Annotated in this window: 18 protein-coding genes, 2 tRNA genes and 1 pseudogene; 11 read left to right on the forward strand and 10 right to left on the reverse strand. The window is 72.2% G+C overall.

Annotation, left to right across the window (positions count from 1 at the left end):
• The first annotated feature begins 24 nt into the window (after positions 1 to 24).
• Positions 25 to 834, forward strand: coding sequence for an Fpg/Nei family DNA glycosylase (locus tag L3X23_RS34555; RefSeq protein WP_237190150.1), 810 nt, complete (start codon positions 25 to 27; stop codon positions 832 to 834).
• A 113-nt stretch (positions 835 to 947) separates the two neighbouring features.
• Here the strand turns inward: L3X23_RS34555 and L3X23_RS34560 are convergent, their stop codons facing one another.
• A complete protein-coding gene (locus tag L3X23_RS34560; RefSeq protein ID WP_237190151.1) occupies positions 948 to 1733 on the reverse strand; it encodes a hypothetical protein in 786 nt (261 codons plus the stop codon).
• A 121-nt stretch (positions 1734 to 1854) separates the two neighbouring features.
• Between L3X23_RS34560 and L3X23_RS34565 the strand changes: the two genes are divergently transcribed.
• On the forward strand, positions 1855 to 2595 hold the full coding sequence (locus tag L3X23_RS34565; protein ID WP_218129991.1) for an HAD-IIA family hydrolase: 741 nt from the start codon (positions 1855 to 1857) through the stop codon (positions 2593 to 2595).
• 236 nt (positions 2596 to 2831) lie between these two features.
• Positions 2832 to 2981 carry a hypothetical protein gene (locus tag L3X23_RS34570; RefSeq protein ID WP_237190152.1) on the forward strand — a complete coding sequence of 50 codons (150 nt, stop codon included), beginning with the start codon at positions 2832 to 2834 and terminating at the stop codon, positions 2979 to 2981.
• A gap of 3 nt (positions 2982 to 2984) precedes the next feature.
• Here the strand turns inward: L3X23_RS34570 and L3X23_RS34575 are convergent, their stop codons facing one another.
• The 4 genes from L3X23_RS34575 to L3X23_RS34590 are packed head-to-tail and all read right to left on the reverse strand — an operon-like array spanning position 2985 to position 6556.
• The gene (locus tag L3X23_RS34575) at positions 2985 to 3881 is read right to left on the reverse strand and encodes an intradiol ring-cleavage dioxygenase (protein ID WP_237190153.1); all 897 of its coding nucleotides are present in this window, start codon (positions 3879 to 3881) and stop codon (positions 2985 to 2987) included.
• A gap of 10 nt (positions 3882 to 3891) precedes the next feature.
• Complete coding sequence (locus tag L3X23_RS34580; RefSeq protein WP_237190154.1) at positions 3892 to 4668, reverse strand: class I SAM-dependent methyltransferase; 777 nt, start codon at positions 4666 to 4668, stop codon at positions 3892 to 3894.
• Positions 4665 to 6191 carry a bifunctional diguanylate cyclase/phosphodiesterase gene (locus L3X23_RS34585; protein ID WP_237190155.1) on the reverse strand — a complete coding sequence of 509 codons (1527 nt, stop codon included), beginning with the start codon at positions 6189 to 6191 and terminating at the stop codon, positions 4665 to 4667. Before L3X23_RS34585 ends, L3X23_RS34580 begins: the two co-directional genes overlap by 4 nt.
• Positions 6188 to 6556, reverse strand: a complete 369-nt coding sequence (locus tag L3X23_RS34590; RefSeq protein ID WP_218129982.1) for a hypothetical protein — start codon at positions 6554 to 6556, stop codon at positions 6188 to 6190. Before L3X23_RS34590 ends, L3X23_RS34585 begins: the two co-directional genes overlap by 4 nt.
• A gap of 122 nt (positions 6557 to 6678) precedes the next feature.
• Here L3X23_RS34590 and L3X23_RS34595 point away from each other — a divergent pair, with 122 nt between their 5' ends.
• Positions 6679 to 9153, forward strand: coding sequence for a phosphoenolpyruvate synthase (locus L3X23_RS34595; protein WP_237190156.1), 2475 nt, complete (start codon positions 6679 to 6681; stop codon positions 9151 to 9153).
• Between the two features lies 1 nt (position 9154).
• Here the strand turns inward: L3X23_RS34595 and L3X23_RS34600 are convergent.
• A tRNA-Pro gene (locus L3X23_RS34600) sits at positions 9155 to 9231 on the reverse strand.
• A 97-nt stretch (positions 9232 to 9328) separates the two neighbouring features.
• Between L3X23_RS34600 and L3X23_RS34605 the strand changes: the two genes are divergently transcribed.
• Both L3X23_RS34605 and L3X23_RS34610 read left to right on the forward strand, forming a co-directional pair.
• Positions 9329 to 9402 (forward strand) — tRNA-Gly (locus L3X23_RS34605).
• 90 nt (positions 9403 to 9492) lie between these two features.
• Entirely contained in the window at positions 9493 to 11295 is a 1803-nt protein-coding gene (locus tag L3X23_RS34610) for a tyrosine-type recombinase/integrase (RefSeq protein ID WP_237190157.1), read from the forward strand.
• 307 nt (positions 11296 to 11602) lie between these two features.
• Here L3X23_RS34610 and L3X23_RS34615 read toward each other — a convergent pair whose 3' ends face one another.
• Both L3X23_RS34615 and L3X23_RS34620 read right to left on the reverse strand, forming a co-directional pair.
• The gene (locus L3X23_RS34615; RefSeq protein ID WP_237190158.1) at positions 11603 to 12265 is read right to left on the reverse strand and encodes an HAD family hydrolase; all 663 of its coding nucleotides are present in this window, start codon (positions 12263 to 12265) and stop codon (positions 11603 to 11605) included.
• Between the two features lie 18 nt (positions 12266 to 12283).
• Positions 12284 to 13639 carry a helix-turn-helix transcriptional regulator gene (locus tag L3X23_RS34620; protein ID WP_237190159.1) on the reverse strand — a complete coding sequence of 452 codons (1356 nt, stop codon included), beginning with the start codon at positions 13637 to 13639 and terminating at the stop codon, positions 12284 to 12286.
• 202 nt (positions 13640 to 13841) lie between these two features.
• On the opposite strand from L3X23_RS34620, the gene L3X23_RS34625 reads away from it, so the two are divergent.
• The 5 genes from L3X23_RS34625 (at position 13842) to L3X23_RS34650 (ending at position 17090) form a co-directional block, all read left to right on the forward strand.
• Positions 13842 to 14054 (forward strand): helix-turn-helix domain-containing protein, encoded by a 213-nt coding sequence (locus tag L3X23_RS34625; RefSeq protein ID WP_237190160.1) that lies wholly within the window; start codon positions 13842 to 13844, stop codon positions 14052 to 14054.
• Positions 14055 to 14362: 308 nt separating this feature from the next.
• Positions 14363 to 14584, forward strand: coding sequence for a hypothetical protein (locus L3X23_RS34630; protein ID WP_237190161.1), 222 nt, complete (start codon positions 14363 to 14365; stop codon positions 14582 to 14584).
• A 116-nt stretch (positions 14585 to 14700) separates the two neighbouring features.
• Positions 14701 to 15165: a WhiB family transcriptional regulator gene (locus tag L3X23_RS36505; RefSeq protein ID WP_308116852.1), complete on the forward strand. Its 465-nt coding sequence runs from the start codon at positions 14701 to 14703 to the stop codon at positions 15163 to 15165.
• Positions 15162 to 15665 carry a hypothetical protein gene (locus tag L3X23_RS34645; protein ID WP_237190162.1) on the forward strand — a complete coding sequence of 168 codons (504 nt, stop codon included), beginning with the start codon at positions 15162 to 15164 and terminating at the stop codon, positions 15663 to 15665. The genes L3X23_RS36505 and L3X23_RS34645 overlap by 4 nt, the downstream gene beginning before the upstream one ends.
• A 3-nt stretch (positions 15666 to 15668) precedes the next feature.
• Positions 15669 to 17090: a type IV secretory system conjugative DNA transfer family protein gene (locus tag L3X23_RS34650; RefSeq protein WP_237190163.1), complete on the forward strand. Its 1422-nt coding sequence runs from the start codon at positions 15669 to 15671 to the stop codon at positions 17088 to 17090.
• 73 nt (positions 17091 to 17163) lie between these two features.
• Here the strand turns inward: L3X23_RS34650 and istB are convergent, their stop codons facing one another.
• Positions 17164 to 17967 carry an IS21-like element helper ATPase IstB gene (gene istB / locus L3X23_RS34655; RefSeq protein WP_237190164.1) on the reverse strand — a complete coding sequence of 268 codons (804 nt, stop codon included), beginning with the start codon at positions 17965 to 17967 and terminating at the stop codon, positions 17164 to 17166.
• A pseudogene (locus L3X23_RS34660) lies at positions 17964 to 18704 on the reverse strand (IS21 family transposase); the annotation flags it as partial. The gene istB and the pseudogene L3X23_RS34660, both read right to left, overlap by 4 nt.

Below are 18704 nucleotides of genomic sequence, written 5' to 3' on the forward strand. Positions count from 1 at the left end.
GCGGGGTGCGGGCAGGCTCGGGGGATGCCCGAAGGCCACACCGTGCACCGCATGGCCCGCCTGCAGCGCCGCCGGTTCGCGGGGGCGCCGGTCGCGGTGAGCAGCCCCCAGGGCCGCTTCGCCACGGACGCCGAGCTGGTCGACGGCCGGGTGCTCGCCGCCGTCGAGGCGCACGGCAAGCACCTGTTCCAGCACTACGGCCCGGATCTCGTCGTGCACGTCCACCTGGGTCTGTGGGGTCGGTTCCCCAACCGGCGGCTCCCCCTGCCGGAGCCGCGGGGCCAGGTCCGGATGCGGATGGTCGGCGAGACCCACTACGCCGACCTGCGTGGACCCTCGGCCTGCGCGGTGCTCACCGACGTCGAGGTGAAGGCCATCCGCGCCCGCCTCGGCCCCGACCCGCTGCGCGCCGACGCGGACCCGGAGGAGGCCTGGCGCCGGATCTCGCGCTCCCGCGCGCCGCTGGCGTCGCTGTTGATGGACCAGAGCGTGATCGCCGGGCTGGGGAACGTCTTCCGGGCCGAGACCCTGTTCCGGTGCGGCCTCGACCCGCAGCGGGCGGGCCGTGACCTCGGCCGCGAGCGGTTCGACGCCCTGTGGGCCGACCTGACCGACATGCTGCGGGCGGGGGAGCGGGCGGGCCGGATCGAGACGACCTGCGTGCCCGGGGGCGACGACGGGAACAGCGCCTGCGCTGGCGCGGTCTACACCTACCGCCGCGCCGGGCGCCCCTGTCTGGTGTGCGGCACCCCGATCGCCCGCACGACCCACCAGGGCCGCAACCTCTTCTGGTGCCCCCGGTGCCAGGCGGCGGACGACCCCGGAAAGCACTGACCGGCCCGGGACTGAGCGCTCCGGGCCGGTCTGTGTCGCATGGCCGGTCGTGCCGGCCGAGGTCTGCTCCGAGCATGGATTACCCGATCATCGGATTCGCAAACCCCCGATGATCAGAAGTCGAACCCTCCGCCGAAATCTCCGCCCCCGCCGAAGTCGCCTCCGCCGAAGTCCCCGCCACCGAAGTCGCCACCGCCGTCGCCGCCCATGTCGCCGCCGTCGGCCCCCATGTCACCGCCGCCCATGTCCTCGGCCTGCGCGTCCGCCAGGCCCTGCTCGTAGCCGCCCGCGTAGGCGCTGCCTGCCATGCCGGAGAACATCGCGCTGAACAGCAGCGCCGACCCGACACCCCAGGCGCCCGCCACCAGCGCCGGCTTCCACCACGGCTCGGAGTACCAGCCCGCCGGGACCGGCCGCCCCGCGACGTTCCCGCCCGGGTAGTAGTGCGAGTTGCGGTCCGAGGGGTTCGGCGAGGCGCTGTAGCTCTGGCCCTCGACGTCGACGTTCCGCTCCTCGGTGACCGCGCCCGCGCGCTGCTGACCGGGCAGCGGCGGCAGCTCGGGGCCGGGGTCCATGTCCATGGCCAGCCGCGCGGCCCGGACGTAGTAGAGGCCCTCGTAGGCGGTCTCGGTCACGCCGCGGGCCTGCGCCGGGGTCTTCGCCTGCTCCATCTGCGAGCCCGCGGCGTTGTAGCGCTCGGACGCGTCGGCGAGCGCCTGCTTCGCGGCCTCGTTCGTGCCGATCAGGTTCAGCACCTGGCCGCCGAGGCGCTCGAGCCAGCGGCGCGCGTCGGACTTGGCGTCCTCCAGCTGTGCGGCCTGGCCCGCGCCACGGTTGCGGACCAGCCAGATGACACCACCCACCACGGCGAGCAGGATCAGAATGGTCACGAGGTCCACGGGTCTCTCTCCCTGTACTCCGAATCGTCTACGGAGATAACGGACGAAAGCCCGCGTCCGTTCCCGGGGCTACCCTGCCAGGGTGTCCGAGAGCAAGCCCGTCGAGGCCTGGATGACCGACATGGACGGCGTGCTCGTCCACGAGGGGAACATCATCCCCGGCGCCGACGAGTTCGTGAAGCGTCTGCGCGAGACCGAGACTCCCTTCCTGGTCCTCACCAACAACTCGATCTACACCCCGCGCGACCTGCAGTTCCGGCTGCGCAACACCGGCATCGACGTCCCGGTGGAGTCGATCTGGACCTCCGCGCTGGCCACCGCGACCTTCCTCGACCAGCAGCGCCCCGGCGGCTCGGCCTACGTGGTGGGCGAGGCGGGCCTGACCACGGCCCTGCACGAGATCGGGTACGTGCTCACCGACTCCGCGCCGGACTACGTGGTGCTGGGGGAGACCCGCACCTACAGCTTCGAGGCGGTGACGACGGCGATCCGGCTGGTCGAGGCGGGCGCCCGGTTCGTCGCCACCAACCCGGACGCCACCGGGCCGTCGAACGAGGGGTCGCTGCCCGCGACCGGCTCGGTCGCCGCGCTGATCACCCGGGCCACCGGGGTGGACCCCTACTTCGTGGGCAAGCCGAACCCGCTGATGATGCGCGCCGCGCTCAACCGTCTCGGCGCCCACTCCGAGACCACGGTGATGATCGGGGACCGGATGGACACCGACGTCGTCGCGGGCCTGGAGGCGGGCATGCGCACGGTGCTGGTGCTCAGCGGGATCATGCGTGCCGACCGGGTGGACAGGTACCCGTACCGGCCGAACCGGGTGGTCTCGTCCATCGCCGAGCTGGTCGACGACGTGTAGCGGTCGGCCCAGGTGGTCCACGCCGGCGGGCACGCCGGCGTGGACCGGCGGCCGGTGAGGGAGGGGTGTCTCCCGGCCGCGGGAGGGGCGCCCCGTGTCCGCCCGGTCACCCGTTCGGGTACTCGGCGCCTCGGGGGGAGACTCGCCGGGCTCTCACGCCGTGTTACGGCGCGTTCGGACCATTTCATCATGCTCCGGACTTGCGAATCACACACATGTGATTACCCTCGGACGTCATGAGTGACACCGTGTGGTGGAGCTGCCCGGAATGCGGTTCCTATGCCGAGATGTCCGGCGAGGAGACGGCGGGTTTCGCCGTCGAGTGCCCGGACTGCCCGAGCCCGATGGTCTCCCAGTGGGTCTGGGACGAGCCGAACGCCGCCTGATCCTCAGCGACGTGGTCCGCCCGGAGCCCCACCGCCGGCCGACGGGGTGGTCCGGGTGTCGATCCGGACCGGCAACGAGACGGCGTAGCCGCCCGTCGGGTCGCCGGTGACGGTCGCCAGCTGGGACGCGCCGCCGTCGTCGCCGAAGACACCGTCGGTGTCGAGGCTCAGCTCCGCGAGGTTCGGCACCGAGGACGCGTAGCCGGACTGTGCGTAGACCGCCTCGCAGACGTCCCGCGGCAGCGCGACCTGCGAGGTCGCGACGGCGTTCGCGGAGTCGGTGATGCTCGCCCCGTCCGGGTAGACCTCGAGGTGCACGTGCGGCCACCGGCCCGGGTAGCAGGCCGGGAAGACGCTCGTGAAGCGCACCGTGCCGTCGGCGTCCGCGATCTGCACACCGCGCAGGTAGTTCTCGTTCTCGACGCCCTCGGAGTAGAGCGAGTAGCGACCCTCCCGGTCGCAGTGCCACACGTACACGGCCACACCCGCGAAGGCCGAGCCTCCGTTCGCCAGGTCGGCGACCGTCAGCTCCAGGGTCATCGGAACGCCCTCGGCCGTCGCCGACCCGGTGCCGATGCTGGAGCGGATGTCGCTGCGGACGATCCCGCTCTCGGCCAGCGCGTTCGGCCCGTTGGAGCCGTCCCCGGGATAGGGGCCCGCGGTCTCGTCGGGGATCTCGCCCGCGCTCGTGGTGGCCGTCGCGGCGCTCGACGTCGTGGTGCCCGCCCCGCAGGCCGCCAGACCCAGGGTGGCCGCCCCGACACCCAGCACGCGCAGCATCCGCCTGCGCCCGAGCAGCGTGCCCATGTCGAACGCGAGCCCCTGGTCGACGACCTCCTCGTCGGGTCGGGGGAGGCGGCGGCCCCGGTAGGCCGGGGAGTGCGACATCTCGTTCGGCATGGGACGAACGCTAGGGAGTCGGGCTGTGGGTCTGCTGTGCGGCGCCTGTGACCGGCCGGAGCACCGCGAGGTGCCCGGGGATCTGCTCCCGCACGCCCGCCGCCCGCATCGGCACCGCCGCGATGGTGGCCGAGTGGTCCACGACGACCCGCTCCCAGCGGCTGGGCGGGAACGCGTCGGCGAGCTCGGCGTCGCCGAAGGGCCGCGGCCGCGGGATCCCGGTCTCCAGGGCCCTGGCCAGCGGCCGGGGGATGCCGTGGGGGCCCGCACCCAGGCTCTCGAGGTAGCCGAGCAGCGGGCCCGGGAAGTCCGTCTCGGCGATCAGGACCGACCCCCGGCGCCCGACGAGCGCGGCCGCGGTCTCGGCCACCCGGCGTCGGGCGGCCGGGTCGAGGATGTGCAGCACGCCGCGCAGGAACACGGTGCAGTCGCCCAGCTCGGCGTGCAGCGCCCGGCCCAGCGCCGGGTCGGTGATGTCGCCGACCCGGAAGTCCCCGGCCCCGGCCCGCGCCACCGCGGCGGGCGCGATGTCCACCCCCACCACGCGGTCGCCCAGCGCCCGGGTCACCAGGCCGCTGCCGCAGCCGAGGTCGACGACCGGCAGCGCGGGATCGGCGTGCCGGGCCAGCAGCGCGGCGTAGTGCGCGGCCTCGGCGGGGTCCTGCGCGTCCCACAGGACCTCGTCCGTCTCGGCCCAGTAGCGCTCCCAGCGGGTCGAGCGGTCCCGGGGGGCGCGCAGGCTGAGCCGGATGACGTGGAGGAGGAGCCGGGCCCGACGGACGTTCACCGGTGGACGGTCGTCCGCAGCAGCTGCTCCGTTTCGGCCGCGGGGAGCGGTCTTCCCCACAGCCAGCCCTGCCCGTACCGGCAGCCGAGCTTCTCCAGGGCGGTGGCCTGGGCCTCGGTCTCGACCCCCTCGGCCACCGCGGCCAGCCCGAACGCGTCGACGACGGCGAGCAGCGCCGCCGCCACCCGGTGCGTGCCCGCGTCGGAGTCCAGGCCGGTGATCAACGAGCGGTCGATCTTGATGAGGTCCACGAACAGCCTGCGCACGTAGGTCAGGGACGAACACCCCGTGCCGAAGTCGTCGATGGCCACCCCGACACCGGCGGCGCGCAGCGACTCCATCGTCTGCAGCGTCTGCGCGTCCTCGCCCATCATCTGCGTCTCGGTGACCTCGAGCAGCACGTCCCGCGCAGGCACCCCGTGGCGGGCCAGGCAGGCCGCGACCGTGTCGGCGAAGCGCGGCGACCGGAACCCGACGGGTGAGATGTTCACGTGCAGCCCGAACGGCCGGTCCCCGAGCACGGTCGCCCGCCACCGCGCCAGCTGGGCCACGGCCGCGTCGAGCACCCAGGTGTCCAGCGTGACGACCAGGCCGGTCGCCTCCGCCACCGCCACGAAGTCCTCGGGCGGCAGCGGCCCGCGGACCGGGTGGTTCCAGCGCGCGAGCGCCTCCACGCCGGCCAGCCCGCGCCCGGCCAGCTCGACGATCGGCTGGTAGTGCACCTCCAGCCGGTTCTCGGCGAGCGCGCCGCGCAGGTCCTCGGCCAGCCGGAGCCGGGCGAGCGCCGCGGCGTGCATCGCGGGCTCGTAGATCTGCACGGTCCCCGGCGCCTCGGCCTTGGCCGCGTACATCGCGGTGTCGGCATCCCGCAGCAGGGTGTCGGCGCGCTGTCCGCGGGTGGCGAAGCAGACCCCGATGCTCGCCCCGACCCAGCAGGCGTGCCCGCCCGCGTGCACCGGGTGGGCCAGCGCCGCGAGGATGCGGTCCGCCACCTCCATCACCGGCTCGACCTCGCCGTCGAGCACAACCACGGCGAACTCGTCGCCCCCCAGCCGCGCGACGGTGTCCGTCTCGTGCACGACCTGCCGCAGCAGCTCTGCGACCTCGACCAGCAGCAGGTCGCCGACGGCGTGGCCGAACGTGTCGTTGACCGCCTTGAAGCCGTCCAGGTCGAGGACCAGCACGGCGGGCGGCGCGGCGCCGAGCTCGGCGTGCGCCATGGCCCGCTCGATCCGGTCGCCCAGCAGGGAGCGGTTCGCCAGCCCGGTCAGCGGGTCGTAGAGCGCGACCCGTTCGAGCTCCTGCCGCGCGGTGTGGAGCTGCTGGGTGCGCTCCGCGACCCGCGCCTCGAGATCCTCGTTGAGGGCGGCGAGCTCCTCGGCCATCATGTTGAGCCCCATGACGACGGCGTCGATCCGGTCCCCGGCGTCGGACACCGGCATCCGCCGGTCGAGGCGCCCGGACGCCAGCTCGACGACCAGGTCCACGAGCTGGTCGAGCCGGGCGTCGGCCGGGTCGGTCATCCCCGCAACCACCCCAGGGCGAGGTCCTCGTCGGTGAAGAAGCGGGTGGGGACGGGCTGGCTGCGCACGCCCAGGGCGAAGTTCGCCAGCACCCGGTCGACCGCGGAGCTGCCGAGCAGCGCGATCCGGCTGGCCGTGCAGCGGCGGGCGAACACCATGCGGGCCTCCCGGCTGAGCGACCCGGTCCCGCGCATCACCACGAGCAGCGGGTGTTCGGTGTCGCCGTTGAGCTCGTCCACCCGGCGCATCGCCCGCTCGGCCAGCTCGCCGGAGATCGCGACGCCCTGGCGCCAGCTCAGCCGGACCAGCCCGTCCGCCTCGACGACGAACGCCATGGAGTCCGGCGCGTCGTCATGCTCGTCCACCGCGACACCCTAGCGTCCCGGCCACTCTCAACGTATAGCGCCGCGGGGGACTTGCGGCAAGCCCCCGGTGGGGGCGCAAGATCTCCCGCCGGAGCGGTGAGCTGCGCGGATCGGGGGATCGCATGGTGCTGGGATTCGACGAGGTGGACCGGTCGGCGGGTGCCGTCGCCGGGGGCAAGGGCGCGAACCTGGGGGAGCTGGCCCGGATCACCGGGGTGCGCGTCCCGCCGGGCGTGGTCGTGCCCGTGCAGGACTACCGCCGCTTCGTCGACGCGGTGCCGGGCTTCGCCGCCCTGGTCGAGGGGCTCCCCGGGTCCGCTGCCGCGCTGCGAGCGGCGATCGAGGGGACACCCGTCCCCGCGGACCTCGCCGCCGAGATCACCGGGGCGCTCGGGACGGGCGGGTACGCCGTCCGGTCCAGCGCCACTGCCGAGGACCTGCCGGACGCCTCGTTCGCGGGCCAGCAGGACACCTTCCTCGACGTCCCGCCGGGGGAGGTCGTGGAGCGCGTCCGCACCTGCTGGGCCTCGCTGTTCACCGACCGTGCCGTGGCCTACCGCGCCGAGCGCGGCATCCACGAGGGCCGGGTCGCCATGGCGGTGGTCGTGCAGGAGATGGTGGCCGCCGAGGTGTCCGGCGTGCTGTTCACCGCCGACCCGCTGACGTCCAACCGCACCGTCACCCGGATCGAGGCCGTCCACGGGCTGGGTGAGGCCCTGGTGTCCGGCCGGGTCGACCCGGACGTCTACGCGGTGCGGGCCGGCGCGGTGTCCGGCTCGGGCGACACCCTGTCCGAGGCACAGGTGCGGGAGCTGGAGGAGCTGGGCAGGCGGATCGAGGCGCACTTCGGCAGCCCACAGGACATCGAGTGGTGTCTGGCGGGGGACGGCGCGTTCTCCGTGGTGCAGAGCCGTCCGATCACGACCCTGTTCCCCGTCCCGCCGAACGACGGCGGCCCGCACGTGTACCTCTCCGTCGGGCACCAGCAGATGATGACCGACGCGATGACGCCGCTCGGGCTCTCCGTCTGGCAGCGGACCACGCCGATGCCCATGGCGGAGGCGGGCAGCAGGCTGTTCGCGGACGCCACCCCGCGGCTGCGTTCACCCGCCCTGCGGCGCGCGTTCCTGAGCGTCATGGGTACCTCGGACCCGCTGATGCGTGACGCGCTGGAGACCGTCCTGGACAGGGGGTTCATCCCGCTGGACGAGGAGGACGGCGCCGCGGTGCCCCCGGTGCTGGGCGGCGGGCCACCGCCGATCGCCGCCGACCCCGCGCTGGTGCAGGAGCTGATCGCGGGCACCCGGGCCTCGCTCGCGGCGACCGCGAAGGGCCTGGCGGGGTTGACCGGCACCGCGCTCGTCGAGTTCGTCGAGGCCGACTTCGCCGAGCTCCGCCGCGTGCTCCACGACCCCCGCAGCGCCCGGGCCTTCCTGTCCGGCATGGACGCCGCCACCTGGCTGGACGAGCACATGCGGGAGTGGCTCGGGGAGACCGGGGCGGCGGACGTCCTCACCCGGTCGGCGCCGCACAACGTCACCTCCGAGATGGGTCTCGCCCTGCTCGACGTCGCCGACGCCGTCCGCCCCTTCCCCCAGATAGTGGAGTTCCTGCGCACCGCCCGGGAGGACTTCCTCGACCGGCTGCCCGCGCTCGAGGGCGGCGCGACGGCCCGGCGGGCGATCGAGGACTACCTCGACGCCTACGGCGCCCGCTGCGTCGGCGAGATCGACATCGCCCGGCCGCGGTGGCGCGAGCAGCCCACGGCGTTGCTGCCCCTGATCCTCGGCAACGTCGACACGATGGCGCCGGGGGAGCGCGGCCGACGCGTCGAGGAGGGCCTGGCGCAGGCGCGGGCGATGGAGGAGGACCTGCTCACGCGCCTGCGCGCGCTGCCCGACGGCGAGGCGAAGGCCGCACGGACCGCGGCGGCGATCGCCCGGCTCCGGACCTTCATCGGGTACCGCGAGTACCCGAAGTTCGGCATGGTCAGCCGGTACCTGCTCTACAAGGAGGCGCTACTGGCCGAGGCGGACCGGCAGGTGGCCGCGGGGGTCCTCGCCGACCGCGCGGACCTGTTCCTGCTCCGGCTGGACGAGTTCGCCGAGGTGGTGCGCACGGGTCGGGTCTCGCCCGCACTGCTGGAGGAGCGGCGGGCCGCCTTCCGTGCACACCAGGCCCTCACCCCGCCGCGCGTGCTCACCTCCGAGGGCGAGACGCTCTCCGGCAGCTACCGCGGCCGGGACGTCCCACCCGGCGCCCTGGTCGGCCTCCCGGTCTCGGCGGGCACCGCGGAGGGCCGCGCCCGGGTGGTCCTCGACCTGGCCACGGCGGACCTCGAGGCGGGCGACGTCCTCGTCACCGCCTACACCGACCCCAGCTGGTCCCCGGCCTTCGTCACCGTCGCCGGGCTCGTCACCGAGGTCGGCGGCCTGATGACCCACGGCGCCGTCGTGGCCCGCGAGTACGGCCTCCCCGCCGTCGTCGGGGTGGAGGGCGCCACCACCCGCATCCCCGACGGCGCCCGCATCCGCGTGCACGGCTCCGCGGGCTACATCGAGATCCTCGACCACGGCCCGAGCGACCGTGCCTACTGACTGGTCGGGGTGGCGGGATTCGAACCCACGGCCTCTCGGCCCCAAACCGAGCGCGCTACCAACCTGCGCCACACCCCGTGCCGCCGAAGTCTAGACGGGAGACGGCGGGGAGCCTGCCGGAGCCCGCCGGATGATCCGCTATCCTGGCGAGGCCCTCGGAGCGATCCAGGGGCATGCGGGCGTAGCTCAATGGTAGAGCCCTAGTCTTCCAAACTAGCTACGCGGGTTCGATTCCCGTCGCCCGCTCCACCTCTGACCAGCGGTTCTTAGCTCCAGCCAGCTGGGTCAGGCCAATCTCGGGGGATCACGCGGGGTGCGAACCTCGCTTATCCTGCCCCCATGCCACGACGTTCCGGCGCTGGTGACAACCGTGCTCGGGGGTCCATCGAGACCCGGGCGAACGGCTCGTTGCGTGTGTCCGTGTACGCGGGGATCGACCCCGTCACGGGCCGTCGGCACTACCTCCGCGAGTCGGTCCCTGCGGGTCCGAAGGCGTGGCGCGAGGCCGAGGACGTGAAGACCCGGCTGCTCGCCGAGGTGTCCGCCAAGCGCAACCCCCGGACGAAGGCGACCATCGACCAGCTGCTGGAGCGCTACCTCGACCAGTTCTCCGGCTCGCCGACGACGCTCGACCTCTACCGGACGCACGTCCGCAACCACATCAAGCCCGTGCTCGGACACCTGCGGGTCAGCCAGCTCGACCCCGAGACGCTCGACTCGTTCTACGGAGAGCTGTTGCGGTGCCGCTCCCGTTGCGCAGGTCGACGGAGGGTCGATCACCACTCTGCCGAGCCGCACGACTGCAATGACCGCTGCACCCCCCACCAGTGCAGGCCCCTCGCACCGACGACCGTGCGGCACATCCACTTCATCCTGTCCGGCGCCTACAAGCGTGCCGTCCGGTGGCGGTGGTTGGCCGTGAACCCGATGGCGCAGGCCGAGCCTCCTCCGCCGCCGAGGCCGAACCCGCAGCCGCCCACGGCCGCCGAGGCGGCGCGGATCGTGAACGAGTCGTGGCGAGACCCTGACTGGGGAACGCTGGTCTGGACGGCCATGACGACGGGCGCGCGCCGCGGCGAGTTCTGTGGCATCCGGGTCTCGGCTGTGGACCTCGACGAAGGTCGAGAGACCATCTGGCTTCGCCGAGCGATCAGGCGCGAACCCGGGGCCGGCTGGACCGAGGCGGACCTGAAGACGCACCAGCAGCGTCGGATCGCGCTCGACGCCGAGACGGTCGCGGTGCTGCGAGACCACCTGGCGCGCTGTAGGGCTCGCGCAACCGCCGTGGGCGCCGAGTACCGGTCGGACGCCTACCTGTTCTCGGCGGCGCCGGACGGCTCGACGTTTCTGACCCCGGACAGCGTGACCCAGCGCTACGACCGCATGGTCGCCCGCCTTGGCATCGAGACGACGATCCACAAGCTCCGCCACTACTCAGCAACCGAGCTGATCGCCGGCGGCGTGGACCCGCGGACCGTGGCCGGCAGGCTCGGGCACGGCGGAGGCGGGACGACGACGCTCAAGGCGTACACCGCGTGGGTCTCGGAGGCCGACCAGCGGGCGGCCAAGGGGCTCGGTGCGGGGATGCCGCAGCGCCCGGCGGAGATGGACGACGCCGAGTGGATCAGGGCCTCGCCCCGGTACCCGTACCAGCGCGTCGCCGCGGCCGTGGCTCGAGACGTCGCGGATGGGCGCCTCATTGCGGGTGACTCGGCTCCCTCCGCTCCAGATCTTGTCGAGCAGCACGGAGTCTCGCTCCCGACGGCAAAGCGGTCTCTTGTCCTGTTGACCGAGTGGGGCATGCTGGCGCGAGAGGGCCGCGGCCAGCTCCGTATTGTTGGGCCGGCAGAGGAGCTGGCGTCCGTTGTGCCAGCAGCCGAGCCGTCGGTGCCAGCCGCCCCTTCTGCTCCACCGGCGATCAGGTTGCTCACGCTGATCGTCCGGCACCGGGGGAGCGAGGTCGCGAAGTTCTCGACCGCTGCTGACCCGACGGACCCGGTCGCCCTTCACCGCATCCTTGCGGCCGCAGTCCGCCGGGCCGGCGGCGACGACACGAACATCCGCGACTACGAGATGGACGTCAAGGTGCCCGGCGAGTCCGAACCGCTGCTGACCTTCGTCACGTCGCCCTGGACGATGTAGCCGCACTGTCCGGGCTACGCTCCGGGCAGCGACCCGCGTAGCTGATCAAGGCTCCGATGAGGTACGTACGCCTCGTCGGGCTTGGGTTCGTCGAGAGTCAGATTGCCACGCTCCAGGCCTCCTGCGTCGAACCGGGACGCGGTGAGCACATAGAAGCTTCGGTGGGGTGCTCATTGAACGACTCGTCGATGAACGCCGTTCGCTCTGGGAGCATCACTCCAGTGGTGCGGCAGGCCACCTTGGAGGGTCGTCGGCGAAGTGCGGGGACGACCCTCAGGCCCGGGTCGTCTTGGTGCAGGATGGCACATCAGAGCTCTGCGAGCTGCGCAGGAAGATCCGACAGATGGTCGACCGTGAGGGTGGGCGGTGCGTCGTCGAACGTTGTGGGGGCCGTGCCGCCCGGTTCGAGAACGAAGCCCCAAGGGCCGCGACGGACCCATACTCCATTGATGCCGCGCCGCACGGCGGGCGCGATGTCGTTGTCGAGGCGGTCCCCGACGTAGGCGATCTCTTCCGGTCGGTGACCGGAGACGGCGATGAGTTTGTCGAAGAACGCCTCCGACGGCTTGTTCACGCCCCAGTCGTCGGATGTGGCGATGAGATCAGCGGGCAGGTTCAGCTCGCGGATGAAGGTGCCGGCTCGCAGGGTCTGGTTCCCGGCGATGCCGACGAAGTACCCGGCGTCCCGAAGCTGTTGCAGGCATGGGCGGGCGTCGGGGTAGAGGTCTTGGGCGTTGAGGTACTCGCCCAGTCCGGTGTCGAGGCGGGCTTGTCGTTCCTTGTCGAGGTCGAAGCCGGGGCGGAAGTGCTGGAAGACCTGACGGTAGTCCTGGCCGCGGGCGATGACGGCTCCGAACACGGAGGAGAAGGTGTGTCGGGGGACGCTGAGCCAGTCTGCCCAGGTCCCGTACTCGCGGGACTCGTCGATCAGGGTCTCGCCGACGTCGAACCAGACGGCGCGGATGGGCACGAGCGAGGGTCCTTCCGGTCAGGCGATCATCGTGAGCTGGTCGTCCAGTGCACGAACGGCAGGTGAGGCGTTCCAGGGTTGAACGGCTGCCCGGAACTCTCGCAGACGGTCGGAGCCCGTGGCGTAGCCGGCTCGGTGGAGGTGATCGGCTGCGTCTGCGGCGGTTCGACAGGCCTGGTCCAGGTCGCCGTTGTGCAGGTGTGCCGTGGCGAGATCGCAGAGGAACACCGCCCGCTGTTTGACGGCTTCGGGTGGCAGGCGGCCGAGGGCACCTTCGAGGGTGCGGAGTGAGTCTGTCGAGCGGCCGGCACGGAGCTGAACGTATCCGGCGAAGCCGTCGAGCCTGGTGCTGTCGTAGAAGTCGAACCAGGGCAACTCCGCCGACAGCCCGGGGGCGGACATCGCTGCGCGGGCGCGGTCGATTGCCGCCATGGCGGCGCCTTCGGCGCCAGCGTTCGTGTGCATCTCGGACTCGACCGCGGCGAGCCACGAGGAGACCGGACCGTGTGGCTGCTGGGCGATGTGCGTGGCGGCTCCGCGGAGGTAGTCGAGCGCGGCACGGTAACTGAGCTCCGCGGCCGGGATGAATGCGGTGTGGCCGAGGGCCGAGGCCGCTTGCAGGTGGTCGCCGGCTTCGCGGGCTGACTCGAGTGCGAGGTTGTAGAAGCCGCGGGCTCGCATCGGGTCGTGCAGGTCGAAGAAGGCGATGCGGCCGGCGAGGGTGGCCACTCGTGCACGGTTCGCGAGCAGCTTGCGGCGGAGGCCGGGCGTGGCGCTCGCAGTCAGAGTGTCGCGGATGGTTCCCAGATGAGCTACGACAGGTGCCATCAGAACGTTCGGCGCGGCGGAGTGGTAGAGGGTCTGGTAGCGCGTGGCCAGGTCATCGAAGCCTGCGACGAGATCAGGCGTCGCTCGCAGTCCACCCGATGACGCCGGAAGTGCGATCCCGGCGGCGGGGGCCAACGTGGCGAGCTTAAGTAGCACCCGGCGGCGCATGAGTTCTTCCTTCCAGACTTCGAACAGCTTCGGCTGCAGCACGATCCCGGCTGGGCCGAGCTGCCCGAACAGATCGGCCATCACGGTCAGGTCGGCGAGGTGGTCGCTCTCTCCCGACGTCGGTTGCGGGACGACCTCCACCGGTGAGTCGAGCTCGCTGGCGCGCACGCCGAACAGCAGCGCGAGCAGCTCCCGGTAGGGGCGGCTGGGCGTCTTCACCCCGCGCTCCCACTTGGCGACCATGTCGCCGTTGACGCCCACTTGCTTGCGGCGGCGGAGCCAGGCGAGGCGGGCGATCTGCTCGGCGACGTCCTGCTGGGTCCAGCCGCGTTGTTCGCGTAGCTGACGAAGCTGGCTCGCCTGGTTCCTGCTCGTCATCTCGCCCCCTCAGCTTCACTGGATCTCGGTCTTGAGAGTAGCGGGAAGCTCCGACTATTTGGCCAGGACGGACCAGGTTGTGGACTAGTTGCGGACTAGCTGGGAGACCTCCTTGAGCTGGCCTTTCCTCGGTTCCATGGGGGCGTACTCACCAGGAACTGGAGGAGCAGTTATGGCTCTACAGCAGTCCACGGGAACACCGTTGTTCTACGACGTCAAGGCGGTGGCCGAGATGTTCCGGATGTCGCGGATGACGGTCTACCGCGCCATCCGGGACGGCGAGCTTCCGGCCGTGCGTATTCGCGGTCGCTACATCGTTCCGGCCAAGGTCATCGACGCGCTCGTCGCTGCCGCTGAGTCGTCCGCGGCGGAACGGCCCGCAGTCCATCCGTTGATTCCGGCCCAGCCGCGATGAACGGCGGCCTCAAGCAGATCGATATGGCCGTCGAGCGGATCGGGCGCCTGCGCGCGGGCCTCCTGGCTGATCGGTCCGCGGAGAACCGCGCAGAGCGCCTGGCGTCGCTGTTCGAGTCGGAAGCCCGGGTGTGGTCACAGCTATTCGAGGTTGCCGACCTCCGCCCGGTGTGGCGGGCAGCTCTTGTCGCTGAGCAGGAAGCTCGACGTCAGGCGGCGTGCTGGCGCAGGCGAGCGGTGGCCGAGCCGCGATGCAGGTCCGGGTCGTTCCCCGTCGCGACGGATGGGTGAGCCGTGCAGGCAGTCGGAGTGCTCATCTTCGTGGCGATCGTCGGCGCCTTCATTTGCGCGAGGTCACGGTCGGCGGGAGGTGCGATCGCGTTCGCGCTCTTGGCCTTGGTGCTGTTCATCGCGACTCCGGTCGGCCAAGGCCTGCCGGCTGCGATCGGCACGTTCCTCGACGTCGTCGATGACGCAGCAACACCTGCCCTGACGGATCGCGAACCGGACGAGGCGGGAGCCGGTGGATGACGGCCAGGACGACGAACAACAACTCAGGGGTGGGTCGGCCCGGCGACGGGTTCTTGGCGGGACACAGCCGCCGGGCCGTTCTCACCGCACATCAGCAGACGGCAGGAGAAGTTCCGATGGTAGGGCGAGACGCAGACGAAGGGCAGGCCCGGCCGGCAAGTGCACGGTGCCGCGACGTGGACACGGAGGTGTTCTTCCCCGTCGCGGAGGCGGGCCCGGTGCGTGAGGGGGAGGTGGCGCGAGCGAAGGTGATCTGTTCGGGCTGCCCGGTGCGGGCGCAGTGCCTGGACTGGGCGATCGTGTCCCTCCCACACGGGGTGGCGGGCGGTCTCGACGAGCACGAGCGCGCCGAGCTTCGCCGCGGCCGGCGCATCCAGCGTCCGGACGGGATGCGGCCGACGATCGTCGTGCCGGTCGGAGCGAGGGACCTGCCGCCGCGCGAGCGGGGTGAGGTGATCGCCGCCGGTCGCCGGGCACTCGCCGACGGGATCCCGCGTCCGCGGGTCGCGGTCGAGTTCGGGGTGTCGCGTCGGACGGTCGACCGCTGGGCTGCCGGTCTGTCCTGCGGAGGTGTCCGATGAGCGCGATCGCGCGTCGGTTTCAGACGCTGATGGAGGAGGTCGCGGTCGAGCAGTTCGAGGGCCAGGTGGTCATCGAGCCGATCGAGGGCTATCAGATGCTGACCCGGCGACGGCTGGTCGACCCGCTGCCCGGTGTACGGGCCGCGGCGGTGGTTCGCGACGCCGCCCGCCGCGTGCTGGTCGACGCCGTCGAGGCGTCGCGAGCGGCGGGCCGCTCGTGGGACGAGGTCGGCGCCGCGCTCGGGTTGCCGGATGACGGTGACCCGGTTGGCGAGGTGGCGTTCGCCCTGGTGGTCGAGCGGCGCGAGCCGGAGCGACCGCGCGAGCTGTTTCACGTGCCCTCGACTTCGTGGCGTTGCGGTTCGTGCGGCGAGCTGGTGAGCGATCGCGGGCCGTTCGAGTCGCAACCGGTCGACAACGAGTCCGGCCACGCCGACGACTGCGCGCGGCATCTACCCGACGTGCGGGCATGGCGCGAGCGCACGGGTTGGGAGGACTGACTCATGGATGTGTTGCTGAGCCCGACTCCGCTCCTCCTGCTCGGCCTGATCGCCGCCGCGGTGCTGGCCTGGGCCCGGCGGGCTCGAGGAATCGCCCTCGGCCTCGGGCTGCTCGCACTGCTGCCGGCGTTCACGATCATCAAAGCGCTGCCGTGGCCGCTACTGCTCGTGCCCGCCCTCGGTCTGCTGGTCCTCCTTCGGTACCGGTGGACGCGGTCGGCATCGGTCGTCTCCCGGTGGGGCGCTCGGTCCCGTCGCAAGTCCGGGGTCGCCTCGACGATGGACATTGTCCGCTTCGGCGGGTCTGCGGCGATGCTGCGCCGCGCCCCAACGGTGCGCCCGTCCTTGGAGGTGCTGTCGCGGTGGGAGCTGATGACCCTCCCGGTCCCCGAGGTGGCGGTGCGGTTGTGCCGCTCGGGTGGGCAGTGGGTGTGGTCGTCCAACGAGGACGTCGTCGTCTCCGTTGGCGGGCCGCGGTCGGGGAAGTCCGGCTGGCTGGCAGGGCAGATCATCGACGCCCCCGGCGCCGTCCTGGCCACCAGCACCCGCCTGGACCTCCTCGAACTGTGCACCCCGTACCGGGAGCGCAAGGGCCCGGTCCTGGTGTTCAACCCGGCCGGTCTCGGTGAGGTCGTCTCGACGGTCACCTTCGACCCGCTGACCGGCTGCCAGGACCCCGTCGCCGCAGCGGAGCGTGCGGCGGACTTGCTCTCGGCCGTGTCGTCGTCCAGTGGTGGGGATCGGGAGTACTGGGAGCTGCAGGGCCGCCGAGTGTTGGAGGCGCTGCTGCACGCCGCGGCGTTGGGGCACAGGTCGATGCGCGAGGTCATGGACTGGACCGCCGACCCCGAGACCGCGCGCAAGGAGGTGACCGCGCTGCTGCGCCGGTCGCCGGAGCCGGGGTTCGGGGTGTCGTTCGAGCAGTTCGTGACCACCAACGACCGCACCCGAACCTCGATCACCTCGACGATCATGCCCGCGCTCGGCTGGCTCACCTCCGCACCAGCGAGGGCAGCGGCCGCTCTCGGGCCCGAGGGGGCGCGCCCGCTCGACGTCGGTGACCTGCTGATGGTGCGGGGGACGGTGTTCCTACTCGGCGGGGAGGAGTCCCCGACGGCGCCGCTGGTGTGCGCGTTGACCGGCTTCATCGCCCGCGAGGCCCGCCGGATCGCGGCCACCAAGCCGAGCGGGCGTCTCGACCCGGGGTTGCGGCTCGCGCTTGACGAGGCCGCGTTGATCTGTCCTGTGCCGTTGGAGTCGTGGACCGCGGACATGGGCGGGCGTGGGGTGTCGATCCTCGTGGTCGTCCAGTCCCGCGCGCAGCTGCTCGCCCGCTATGGCGCGCACGGGGCGGCGACGATCCTGAACAACGCCGGCGCGGTGATTGTCAACGGCCAGCTCGTTCTCCCCGTTGGCGGCCAGTAGTTCTCCCCACTGGTGGCCAGTTGGTTCTCCCCGACGGCGGCCAGATATTTCCCCGCCTGGGGTCGTGCCCGGGTCAGGTCAACGGGCTCACCCCCTTGCCAGAGGTGGCCTGGGCGAGGCGGTAGCTGTCGCCCTGGGTGACGACGATGTGGGCGTGGTGGAGCAGCCGGTCGACCGTGGCGGTGGCGAGGGTCTTCGGCATGATCTCGTCGAACCCTGAGGGGTGCAGGTTGCTGGAGACGGCCAGCGAGCGCCGCTCGTAGGCGGCGTCGACGAGCCGATAGAAGCCCTCCGCGGCATCCGGTGAGACGGGCAGCAGCCCGATGTCGTCGACGATTATCAGGTCGGTGCGGATCAGCCGGGCCAGCGCGCGGGTGATCGAGTCGTCGGCGCGGTGGCGGCGGACGAACGCGCCGAGGTCTTCGATGGTGAACCAGGCGACGGTCATCCCGGCCTCGACCGCGGCCTGCCCGAGCGCTTCGCAGAAGTGGCTCTTCCCCGTCCCGGACGGGCCGCAGACGCAGAGGTTCTCCCGGCGGCCGACCCATTCCAGGCTGGTGAGCGCGTCCTGGGTCGGGCGCGGGATCGTCGAGGCCGAGGCGTCCCAGTCCTGCAGGGTCTTCCCGGCGGGGAACCCGGCGCGGGCGCGGCGGGTCCGCAGGTTCGTCGCGTCCCGGCCGGCGGCCTCCTCGGCGAGCAGCACTCGGACCAGCTCGGCGTGGTCCCAGCGCTGGGCTCGCGCGGTCGGGATGAGCTCGAGCAGGTGGCGGCGGATGTGCGGGAGCTTGAGCCGGCGGGTGAGCTCGACCGCCTCGGCCAGCGGATCACCGGCCGAGCCGGCAACGCCCGCCGAGCTCGGTGTCGTGGTAGCGCTCATGCGGGCTCTCCAGTCGGTTGCGGCCCAGCGGACCCAGTGCCGGACTCAGTGCCGGGGTCAGGATCTGGTTCGGGGCCAGGAGTTAGGCCGAAGCCGGACCAGGCGGCGGTGCCCGGCTGGAGGCTGTGGGTCTCACTCGCCTGCGTGGCGGGCTTGGCGACGGTCTCCCCGGCTTGGTGGGCGAGGATGCGCAACAGGTCGTTCTCGGCGAACCGTCCCGCGATCGCCGCGGTGCCCAGGGCCTGGTCGACCTGCCCGGGCGGGTGCAGCTTGGCCAGCGCGACGGCCTCGGTCATCTTCCGCCGGACCCCGCGGGCCCCGGCCGCGGCCGCCTCGACCAGCCAGGCCGCAGCGCCCGGCCCGAGCGCGAGGAACGCCGCCTCCGCAGCGCTGGTGGCCCGCGGTGTCCGCTCGCCGTGCGCGTTCGCCGCGGCGGTGCGCGGCGGGTAGTGCGCGTCGTCGATGACCGGGCTGCCCGGGGTCGACCGTCCGTGCCGTGCGACCTGGACCGGCCCGTCCTGCCCGACGGCAGTGACGATGAGGTCGTCGCCGTGGAAGCGGACCCAGACCCGCGTGTCGACCAGCTCGTGGGGCACCGAGTAGCGCACGCCCTCGACCGAGACGGTGGCGTCCCAGTTCACCCGACGGGTGGTGCCGAACGCGACCGTGAACGGAGTGGAAGGCAAGGGGTGCAGGCGCAGGCGTTCCTCGGCGAGCATCTCCACCGGCGGCCGCCT

Source organism: Pseudonocardia sp. WMMC193 (genome assembly GCF_021728735.1).
Lineage (GTDB): Bacteria > Actinomycetota > Actinomycetes > Mycobacteriales > Pseudonocardiaceae > Pseudonocardia > Pseudonocardia oroxyli.

What these genes read in the sequence shown, in the direction of transcription:
- L3X23_RS36505 (WP_308116852.1), top strand. Translation starts at nt 14,701, where the DNA reads ATGGTAGGGCGAGACGCAGACGAAGGGCAGGCCCGGCCGGCAAGTGCA.
- L3X23_RS34575 (WP_237190153.1), bottom strand. Translation starts at nt 3,881, where the DNA reads ATGCCGAACGAGATGTCGCACTCCCCGGCCTACCGGGGCCGCCGCCTC.
- istB (WP_237190164.1), bottom strand. Translation starts at nt 17,967, where the DNA reads ATGAGCGCTACCACGACACCGAGCTCGGCGGGCGTTGCCGGCTCGGCC.
- L3X23_RS34610 (WP_237190157.1), top strand. Translation starts at nt 9,493, where the DNA reads ATGCCACGACGTTCCGGCGCTGGTGACAACCGTGCTCGGGGGTCCATC.
- L3X23_RS34565 (WP_218129991.1), top strand. Translation starts at nt 1,855, where the DNA reads ATGGACGGCGTGCTCGTCCACGAGGGGAACATCATCCCCGGCGCCGAC.
- L3X23_RS34585 (WP_237190155.1), bottom strand. Translation starts at nt 6,191, where the DNA reads ATGACCGACCCGGCCGACGCCCGGCTCGACCAGCTCGTGGACCTGGTC.
- L3X23_RS34620 (WP_237190159.1), bottom strand. Translation starts at nt 13,639, where the DNA reads ATGACGAGCAGGAACCAGGCGAGCCAGCTTCGTCAGCTACGCGAACAA.
- L3X23_RS34570 (WP_237190152.1), top strand. Translation starts at nt 2,832, where the DNA reads ATGAGTGACACCGTGTGGTGGAGCTGCCCGGAATGCGGTTCCTATGCC.
- L3X23_RS34595 (WP_237190156.1), top strand. Translation starts at nt 6,679, where the DNA reads ATGGTGCTGGGATTCGACGAGGTGGACCGGTCGGCGGGTGCCGTCGCC.
- L3X23_RS34555 (WP_237190150.1), top strand. Translation starts at nt 25, where the DNA reads ATGCCCGAAGGCCACACCGTGCACCGCATGGCCCGCCTGCAGCGCCGC.
- L3X23_RS34650 (WP_237190163.1), top strand. Translation starts at nt 15,669, where the DNA reads ATGGATGTGTTGCTGAGCCCGACTCCGCTCCTCCTGCTCGGCCTGATC.
- L3X23_RS34645 (WP_237190162.1), top strand. Translation starts at nt 15,162, where the DNA reads ATGAGCGCGATCGCGCGTCGGTTTCAGACGCTGATGGAGGAGGTCGCG.